This is a genomic window from Methanospirillum sp. (assembly GCF_035560735.1).
Taxonomy (GTDB): Archaea; Halobacteriota; Methanomicrobia; order Methanomicrobiales; family Methanospirillaceae; genus Methanospirillum.
On record NZ_DATMYY010000389.1, the window covers coordinates 1 to 10,169 of the forward strand.

Genomic DNA, 10,169 nt, shown 5'->3' on the forward strand with positions numbered 1-10,169 from the left:
CCCGTATACTCTCCCCTTTTCCATCACTCCTCCCGGTCCAACTGATAACGAATCAAGATACGTCTGTTCTTTTATCGCCCGGACTTTTTTCAACTCCCACGTCCGGACCTGAAAAAAATGATCTGCCTTCCCTTCAAGAACTAAAAGATTCCTGTCCATAATCGCAGTAACCACCACTACAGGCGCTCCTCTTCGTGCCCTGGCCTTACAGATCTCATTGAATTGAATCATCTCTTCTTCTTTGTCAGGTATGAACCAGGATAGATGATACTCTATGAAAAGGATCGTAGAAGTATCACTGGTAATATACTCCAGTAGTTCAGAGAGGCTGTCTATCTTCAGATGATCGAGCCTATCCTGTTCCTCTTCTTTGAACTGAAGTAATGGAACAAATTCATGATTATTGATATACGTAATTCGACCGGATGGGTATCGTCTTGGAATATCGGCCAGGCATGTAAGAAAATCCTTATTTGATGCCTGAATTATGGAAAAAGCCTCTGGAGGAATATTCTTGAGCGGATTGGTATGATCCCTCATCGCTAGATGATCCCATCATGAGTATGTAAACGTAAGGTAAACACCGCGAAAGTGAGATCACATTATATCTCGCAGACCTGATACATTGTTAGTAGATAAAAATTCGGCGAACGGAACGACTAAGTCAAACCCGATTAACCTCTTATTTAATTATTCATTCTCCCGTTACCAACCTTTTATCAGGTTTCAGTTGAAACGGCAACCTGTCTTTATTCCAGTTGTACCCGATCAAACATTCAATTCTTAATGTGTATTGCCAGGAAACCAGTGAAGGCGTGAAATGGAAAAGAAAATCACAATTCCCGGGGAAGTATCCTTTGTGGCCGGTCTCCTCCTCGTCTCAATTGCCATCTCTCTAATGGTGATCGCGGGATTCGGTATATCTACCATTTCGTCGCTCCCCTATGTGTTGAGCTGTATTGTTAAACAGATCTCCTTTGGCATTTGGAACCCGGTCTTCCAGATTGGCCTGCTCGTCGTGTTGCTCGCCATTACCAAGAGGTTCAAATCAGGATATATCCTCTCGATCGTCCTCTCGCTCTTCTTTGGTGTGATCCTGGATTTCTTCATGAATGTCCTTTCCGGCCTGCCAACGGAGTTCTGGGAACGTATCCTTTACTTCGTCTCCGGTTACGTGATTATGTGTCTCGCTATTGCTTTGATGGTAGGATCCAAGATTCCCCTGATGATAATCGATACATTCCTCAATGACCTGACCATATTCTTCCATGTCACATATCGGAGGATCAAGACCCTTTTCGATATCATCTGCGTGGTCCTGTCAGTGATATTTTCCATAACTTTCCTCGGCGAACTGGTTGGCGTTGGCATAGGCACGGTCATTTTAGCGTTCATAACCGGCTTTGGTGTGCAAGGGTTGAACACCATCCTCAGTAAAGTGATCATCATAAAACCGTGGAGTTCGAGACTGGGCGAGATGGTAAAATGACCTCTAGATCGGTGATTGGGATGACACAGGACGTGATATCTATGATAGGTATCACGCTGATGTGTGAGGACGATTACGGGAAGGTATTGTTTCAGGATGAGATGCGGGGGATTAGACGATCATGATATCATACAAAAAAATATTGATCCCCACAGACGGGACGAGTGACGCCCAGGGTGCCATCACATTTGCCCTTACCATGGGAAAGATCACCGGTGCAGAAGTTACAGCAATCTGCGTGAACGATGTCAGTAACTACGCAATCCCGTGGAATGCCTCCTCACCTGACATAGATAACCCTCACTACCAGTCTTGCGAGAAAGCAGTAAAAAAAGTGGCTGATCGTGGTGAGCTGATGGGTATCGACGTGAGAACAGAGGTAGTCACGGGTATCCCTCTTCAGGAAATTATCAAAGCGTCAAAAAAATATGACCTTATGGTTATGGGGACTACCGGCCGGGCCGGAGTTTCTCTCATGCTTCTGGGAAGTGTGGCACAGAAGGTCATTCGGTTTGCGTCCTGCCCAGTGCTCGTGATCCGAGGCGATCAACAAGGTGACCTTGCATGTCACCGGATCCTTATTCCAACAGACGGTACCGCCATAACCCGGCCTGCAATCATGCACGGGCTTGAGATGGCCCGGACCTTCAATGCTGAAGTGACCGCACTTTCGGTCAGTAGAGGCCGGAGCATACCGATCCCTCTTCACAGAAATGTCGAACTATTTACTCCTGATGCCGCCCAGGATGCAGTAGATTCTGTGGCCGATATGGGTTTGGAGCTGGGTATTACGGTAAAAACAACTGTTGCTATGGGGTCCGTAGCAAATGAGATTATCCAGGCTTCAACCGGTCATGATCTTCTTGTCATGGGAACCAGTGGCCGGACCGGTTATGAGTACTTACGTCTCGGCAGTGTGGCCGAGAAGACAGTCCGGCACGCCCGGTGCCCCGTACTCGTCGTGCGGGCACCTGAAACAATACCTCTGGAGATATGAGTGGATCGATCAAGGGAATAATCCCTTATTCTTCTCCCTGAATTCACACCGCCTTAATTTGTCAACAGTGAGGTAAGATACGGCCTCTCCTTCATCATACTGACTCATTTAGATTCCTATTTCCTGAATTTATGAAAATGATCTGCCTCTCTATCAAGATTTAACAGACTTCTATCCAAAATTGCAGTAATTATTACATTCAGCCCTCCCAGTTGTATATTTTTTTAAGACCTATGGAAATTCTTGTATGACGCGTGAAATATGGAAAATGCCTTGGGAAGAATATTTTTGAGCGGGTTATTCGTATCGCTCAGGATGAGAGGAAGATATTTTCATGTTCATCATTTATTCATGGTTCGATCAAAGAAACATTTAATGAGATCAGATATAACCTGACACAATAAGTGAGCAAACCTTCTGGATGACAGAAAAGACATAACTAGAAAGATATTAGGATCCTTCATGCCCCCCCGAACACCATAAAGTCTCTGAAGATAATAATATAGGCAAATATCGGAGGCCTTCTTGTCATCCTCTCATCGTTCAGATACCCCAATTATCCTGCATGCCCTGTATAACCCACACCAGCCATTCTCATTTATTCTGTTTGGAGAAGACAAAGATTCAGGATCAATCCCGATTTCAGGAGGAACAGATTCTGGGCCAAACCATCCGTTTGCCAGTAGTGCAGAGCACCTCTCTGCTCTGATAAAACTTAATCTAAAGGAAGGAAGAGAACAATCAGCACCGTGCAATAGTTCATGTAAAGTAGAGTTCCCGATAGCAAAAGGAGAGATCGTTGTATCTCCTGAATTCGCATCCCTACATAGAATAACTCAGAGAGAGCCTGATTCATCAGCTTTTTTTCAGGTCCCGGTTGTGGTCTGTCAATCTGAACTCCTGTTTCATCTTCCTGAAGGAAATCCATCAGGTGCATGGATTGACGGGGGAAGTCTTCGTTTCTGGCGGGCGTGCTCCCGTTTAGCCAGAGAGATGGTAATCAGAGGAAGGTACCTCCCGTCATCAGGAATATACCAGAATGGAGGAGTCTGCACCAGGTGGAAACTTATCCCCTCCTCTTACGATGAACACCGGATTGATTCTCTAGCGAGAGTAATGCCTCCGATTCAACAGAGTTTTCTCAGGTACGCAGAAGGTTCAAGAATAACCGGGAGAAAAGAAACCGTTATCCTCTTTATTGAATCGATAATAGCCCGCATTATCTTCCTTACCACCCAGACCCATCCTGAGGATCTCATCTCCAGGTTTACCCCGATAGAGCGGCTCAAATATTCCCAGGAACTGACTGCACTTTACTACCTCCAGGGATACGAGAGGCACAAAATGCCGATCACAAATCCACAGATAACCAATGGATGGAAAGGGAAATTTGACCAGTGGACAAATACTGAAAACATTGAGATCCCGGATGATCTTCCATGGACGGTTGTTGCCAGGATTGATGAGGATATAGCCACTAGTTCATCTAAAGAGAAACAGCCACCTGAATGGGTGATCACATTCCTGGTGAAATCTGCAGACCATTCTGATATCCTGGTTCCTGCCAGCCGACTTGACCCAGGAAAAACTGCACCAATCCCCTTACCTGGTGAGGATGAACTAAAAAAACTCTTACAGGATGCAGCGCTAAAGGTTCAGACCGCTGCTACCCTGCCTGAATCACAGGTCACATTCAGGTCCCGGTTCGATCCCGTCATCAGGATTCCTGAATCAGATCTTATCAGGTTTTTAAGTCACGACGTTCCCCGCATTCGAGAGAGCGGCATTGAGTTTATCTGTCCTGACTGGTGGGGACGACCATTGGAGCCTGCCCGGATAAACCTCTCTTTCCAAAGGCAGCAGGAAAAAGATTTCAACTCGATGGTAGGGCTGGCAAGCCTGCTCCATTATGATTACCGGATTGCTATTGGAGACGACTTCATCGAACCTGCTGCATTCAGACAGATGGTGGAGCAGCAGATAACAACTGTGAGAGCAGGCCGCCGATGGGTGACGATTGACAGACCTGCACTGGATCTCAAGATAAAGGCCATCGAGAAGCAATACAAAAAACACCGGGTATCAGTTGCTGAACTCCTAAAGATGGTTGCACGATCTGAGAGTCCGGATGGAGATCTCTCAATCAATCCGGGAGATGACTGGACATCAGACCTGATCACGGGTGTACGGGAAGGGTGGAGTCATACAAAAGTTCAGATTCCTCAAACCTTCAACGGAACACTTCGGCCATACCAGGAGATAGGGGTTTCATTCCTGCTCAGGTGTCGCTCGCTCGGATTCGGAGCATGCCTAGCCGATGATATGGGACTTGGTAAGACACCACAAACGATAGCCTATCTGCTTTGCGCAAAAGAGAACAAAGGACTCTCCGGGCCTTCCCTCATAATATGTCCCACTTCAGTCATTGGGAACTGGGAACGTGAACTGACACGGTTTGCTCCGGGACTCTCCTGTTTTGTCCACCATGGATCCTCCCGGCTGAAAGGAAAAGCGTTCCTTGAAAAGGCCCAGTCATATGATCTGATAATCACCTCCTATGCACTCATTCCCAGGGATATGGAACTCCTTTCCGGGCTTACATACGCTGTGCTTATTCTTGACGAGGTTCAGAATGTCAAAAACCCACAGACAAAACAGTTCCAGGCAGTGAGAGTACTTGAAGCAGATCATAGAATTGCTCTCACAGGAACACCGGTCGAGAACCATCTCACCGAGCTGTGGGCACTAATGGAGACGATAAACCCGGGATATCTGGGTTCATTTACGACATTTCAGAAGATGTATGCAACCCCGATAGAGAAAGGGGGAGCAGATGAAAAAGCAGCGGAACTGCGAAGGATCATCAGGCCATTCCTGCTAAGACGTGTAAAAACTGACAAAACAGTCATTTCAGATCTTCCTGAAAAGATGGAGATGGAGGTATACTGCACCCTGACTCATGAGCAGGCGGCACTATACCAGAGCACCGTGAACGATCTTGCCAGGGATCTCCAGTCTGTTGCAGGAATAGCCAGAAAAGGGCGGGTTCTTTCAGCTCTTACCAGGTTGAAACAGATCTGCAATTACCCGGAACATGGATCTGTACCTTCTTTGGATCCAGCACGTTCCGGGAAAGTTCAGCGTCTTGTGGAGATGCTTGAAGAGGTCAGGGATGAAGGCGATGGTGCAATTATCTTTACCCAGTATGCAACGTTTGCTAAAGATCTAGCCAGAACACTCCATCAGTCGCTGGAGCGTGAAGTGCTCCTCCTGACGGGTTCGACACCCCGGATGAAACGGGAAGAAATGATAGCGAGGTTTGCAAAATCTGACGGCCCCCGCTTCTTTGTAATCTCGCTCAGGGCAGGAGGGACGGGGCTGAACCTCATGCAGGCAAATCATGTGTTTCACATTGACCGGTGGTGGAACCCTGCAGTCGAAGATCAGGCAACCGACAGGACATACAGGATAGGACAGACAAAAACCGTACAGGTCCACATGATGATCACGGCAGGAACCCTCGAAGAACAGATTCATGAGATGATTGCACGAAAGCGGACTGTCGCGGATCAGGTCATATCAGCTGGAGAAGATTGGCTTACTGAACTGCCTAATGGTGAACTTATGGATGTACTCCGGCTGCGTGAACAGGTTTTCGGGGATGATATCTGATGGTGAGGAACAGTACTTACGAGAAGACCCGCCAGCAGCTCCTGGGAGAATCCTGGTGGACGACAGAATTTCTCAGCATGATGAGGCCTGGAAATGATACCTCTCAACTCGTGAAAGGAAGACGGCTTGCAGAGCGGGGTCAGGTAATTATTAAAGGGTTATATCCCGGTGGTTCTGAATCTGTGGTACTTGAGGCAGTAGGTGGTTCTCACTATACAGCAATCTGGCTCGCAGACCTTGAGGACGACTGGGAGGTTGTATATCGGATATTTGCTGCTAACCAGAACCTGTTTTCAAATCTTCTTTCAGGTAATTACTGCAGGGAACTTGATGAGATGCTGAAAGAAGCCAGAATTCATATTATACCCGCCTCACTTGAAGACCTGGATTACCGGTGCGACTGCGAATCAGACCACCACACTTGCAGCCATATCGTTGCAACGTACCTGGCACTTGGAAACCAGGTGAACGCTGATCCTCTCCTTCTCTTTCTGCTCAGGGGAAAAACCCGTGATGAGATAATCGCAGGGGTTTCTCAGTACTTAAATCCGGAGGTGACTGAAGAAGTCAAACTGGTCGAAAAAACTCAGGCCAAAGAAGATGAGAAACCAGATCTGACCCGGTATTATGATCCCGGCACAGAATTTGAGGCTGTGCAGTTTCGGGACGTACAGCCTTCAAAAGATGCTGCTGCCTGCTTCAGCCGTCTCGGACCTTCGCCGTACAAACTAGGAAAAGCAGACCTTTCTGACCACATCTCAGGAGTATACTCCAAAGCTGCAAAGTTCGCGTATGAACTCACGGATAAAGAAGAGTAACAGATATTGGTCAGAATCACTCATTTAAAAACTTGTGATATTATACCAGACCGAGATCATTCGTACCAGGAATGTGATTGTAATGCAGGCAACAAAGCCGATCGGGTAAGGGACCATAAAAGTCCAGCAGACAGTATAGGCTACAGCTCCGGTAAACGATGCTATTGCATAAAACTGGCCGGGTCTGAATAAATCAGGAATTTTTACAAAGAAGACATCTCTGAGCACTCCCCCGAACGATGCCGTGATCACTCCCATTACCGGAGCGATCAGTGGCGAAATGCCACCGGTCAGAGCATAGAAAGTTCCGAGGTATGCCCACATACCAAGAGAAATCGCATCAATCAGTGCAAACGAACCTGATGTTCCAAACATTAAACTTACAACAGCATTGAAGAGATCATTGTGAACTGTATTTTCGGTTATTAGGGAGCCTTTACTGATAGGAACGAGAATAATCCCAATTACACCGACTATTAATATACTGATCAGATAGATGGGATCCTGGAGCCAGAAGAGAGGATATCGCCCAAGAAGAATATCTCTCAGGGTCCCCCCTCCTACTGCAACTATCACTGCAATGACTAATGCACCAAAATAATCAAGCCCGTTTCTTCGAGCATCATATACACCGGATGAAGCTGAGAGGATGATTGCTATCCACTGCACAACGGTCTGAAATACAAGTAAAAACTCAGAAATTCCCGTATCCATATGATGCCCTTCCTCCCCGAGGCCCTCATAGATATGTATCGTGACATCTAGGCAGGAGATGATATAGAGTAGATATCAGTCTGACAAGAGGTTATCAGTTTGTATAAATCATAAAAAATGGAGGGAGTAAAACCTGGTAAGGTAATTACTGGCCTGCGTCGTAGAGTCCAGAGTAAAACCTGGCACCTGCTATAGAGAGGAATGGTAGCAGGATCAGGGTAAGTAGCCAGCCGATGATGGGAATCAGCGAGAGAACGGCATAAATGATAAAGAAGACAATATTCAGAATGATCAAGGCTATGATGTATGAGCCCCAGCCAATCCTACCAATTTTCTCAAGTATAGTACTGAAGCCAAAAGCTGCTCCCATGCTTCCAGTTCGTGCAAACTGAACCATACCTATGATCTCAAACAGACTGAAGATGAACGCAATGATGAAGAAGATCAGGAATGAAATCCCAAGTGTTCCAACCAGCAACCCAAGGTATGCTTCCGGATTGGAAACATTCATCGTCAGCATGGTTAGGGCACCAAAACCTCCACTGAAGAAGAAGATCAGAAAACCGATGATACAGGGGATGATCATATAGACAAATCCAATGATCAACATCTTAATGCCATCAATAAACATGCCCAGGTAATCTTCAGGCTCTGGAGCTGGTGTTACTCCCTTCATAATCCGAAGTGTATACCCCATGATCAGCGGGAAGATAATAGATGAAATAATAAGGATAATCCATCTGACCCACTTTCCGACCAATGCATCTGATGCATACCTGAATGCATCGCTAATACTTTCAATAACATCCATACAGATCACTCGATGAGAGTAATCTGCGGTTCGGATATAAGATACTGTGTATAATACTACCCATAATTTACGGGAATTACTGTGCTCTCTGGTGTACCTATATCTCCAGATTTTTATGCTATGAGCAAAAAAGTAAAAAAGAAACCATATTCCTAATTTTCTTTAGGAAACGCGAATCTCTAGCTCAAAAACTATCTCATCCGATCTCCAACCTGAATGTTACCTATTCTTTATAAGACTTTGATTGAAAGCAGTCTGTTAAGGTACATAGAGAGCATAGATACCTCCCCCACACAATGAGGAAGAGATCTGCTGCTCATATACCAAGTGATAGTATGAGACAATTCTGTTATTTTTCTGCAATATTACTGGCCATGTTCATTATCATTGGCTGTGCAATTTGCAGTGCATCTCTCGATAATTTTCCCGGTGCCAGTTCTACAGGAATGCCTCCGGATCAAGAAGGTATAGGCAACGGTCAGCCACCATCAGGTATGCCACCAGGTGGAACTCCATCAGCAGGGGCACCACCAGGAGGACCTGGCGGAAACCAGGGAACATCATTTGCGCTTACTGGGAACTTTACTGTAGATGATAAGACGGTATCAGCATCAGATGGCAATTATATGTCAGATAAAACTGACACTTCAGCTATTTATGTAACAAACAAGGGGTCGCTAACCCTTACAAACCCAATTATCAGCACAACGGGCAATACATCAAACAACGATGCAAGTAGTTTTTATGGCCTTAACGGTGCAGTTCTTGCAAACAACGCAAGCACTGTAAAAATATCAGGCGGAACAATAACTTCAACAGGAACCGGGGCAAATGGTGCAATTCCCACAGGGGAAGGGACCTCTATCTCTCTTGATAATCTCACAATAACTGCATCAGGTAATGGTGGTCACGGGGTAATGGCTACTCTTGGAGGGACCCTGACTCTTGTGGATGTAAATGTTATCACGTCAGGAAAGAACGGAGCTCCAATCGCAACAGACCGCGGGTCAGGAACTGTAACAGTGACGCGTGGAACTATTTCTTCCTCTGGAATTGATTCACCAGGACTCTATTCAACTGGAGTGATCAACGTAACCGACGCAATAGTAAAGTCAGTTGGGACAGAAGCCGCTGTGATAGAGGGATTCAACACGATACATCTGGTCAATACATCGCTCTCTGGGGGTGTAGAAAAGACAGGTGGAATAATGATCTACCAGAGTTTTTCAGGTGATGCAGAGACTGGGACCGGCACTTTCACAATGGATGGTGGATCCTATGAGCCAATAGCAGGACCTGCTTTCTTTGTGACAAACACCGACTCGGTAATCACCCTCAAGAACGTCAAGATAGTAGGAGCACCAGATCTATTGATCAAGGCAGCCGGAACATCCCGATGGGGAACACAGGGAAAGAATGGTGGGATTGTGAACTTTAATGCTGATAATGTTCAGCTCATAGGATCACTAGAAACAGACGCAATTAGCTCAATCTCTGCAACCCTGAAGAATGGTTCTACCTTGTCAGGGGCTATAAATACATCAGCAATCAGTCTTGATGGAACGAGTTCATGGAATGTCACCGCTGATTCAACTCTCACCTCGCTTAAAGATTCTGCGGGAATAGTTGACGGCAGCATCGTAAACATCATCGGAAACGGATTTACCG

Annotated in this window: 8 protein-coding genes; 5 read left to right on the top strand and 3 right to left on the bottom strand. The window is 46.1% G+C overall.

All coding sequences use genetic code 11. From position 1 onward, the window contains the following. Positions 1-540 (bottom strand): hypothetical protein (locus tag VN429_RS11480; RefSeq protein ID WP_325633444.1); only part of this gene is annotated, 540 nt, incomplete at its 3' end. Between the two features lie 280 nt (positions 541-820). On the opposite strand from VN429_RS11480, the gene VN429_RS11485 reads away from it, so the two are divergent. The 4 genes from VN429_RS11485 to VN429_RS11500 all read left to right on the top strand — a co-directional run bounded on the left by VN429_RS11485 (position 821) and on the right by VN429_RS11500 (position 6,976). Continuing rightward, positions 821-1,489: a DUF6198 family protein gene (locus tag VN429_RS11485; protein WP_325633446.1), complete on the top strand. Its 669-nt coding sequence runs from the start codon at positions 821-823 to the stop codon at positions 1,487-1,489. A 121-nt stretch (positions 1,490-1,610) separates the two neighbouring features. Then, on the top strand, positions 1,611-2,486 hold the full coding sequence (locus VN429_RS11490; RefSeq protein ID WP_325633448.1) for a universal stress protein: 876 nt from the start codon (positions 1,611-1,613) through the stop codon (positions 2,484-2,486). 525 nt (positions 2,487-3,011) lie between these two features. Further along, positions 3,012-6,158 (top strand): DEAD/DEAH box helicase, encoded by a 3,147-nt coding sequence (locus tag VN429_RS11495; RefSeq protein WP_325633450.1) that lies wholly within the window; start codon positions 3,012-3,014, stop codon positions 6,156-6,158. Next, complete coding sequence (locus VN429_RS11500) at positions 6,158-6,976, top strand: SWIM zinc finger family protein (protein ID WP_325633452.1); 819 nt, start codon at positions 6,158-6,160, stop codon at positions 6,974-6,976. The genes VN429_RS11495 and VN429_RS11500 overlap by 1 nt, the downstream gene beginning before the upstream one ends. A 24-nt stretch (positions 6,977-7,000) precedes the next feature. Here the strand turns inward: VN429_RS11500 and VN429_RS11505 are convergent, their stop codons facing one another. After that, positions 7,001-7,690, bottom strand: a complete 690-nt coding sequence (locus VN429_RS11505; protein WP_325633455.1) for a trimeric intracellular cation channel family protein — start codon at positions 7,688-7,690, stop codon at positions 7,001-7,003. Between the two features lie 145 nt (positions 7,691-7,835). Then, positions 7,836-8,501, bottom strand: coding sequence for a DUF4013 domain-containing protein (locus VN429_RS11510; protein ID WP_325633457.1), 666 nt, complete (start codon positions 8,499-8,501; stop codon positions 7,836-7,838). A gap of 335 nt (positions 8,502-8,836) precedes the next feature. Between VN429_RS11510 and VN429_RS11515 the strand changes: the two genes are divergently transcribed. Beyond that, positions 8,837-10,169 (top strand): hypothetical protein (locus tag VN429_RS11515; protein ID WP_325633459.1); only part of this gene is annotated, 1,333 nt, incomplete at its 3' end.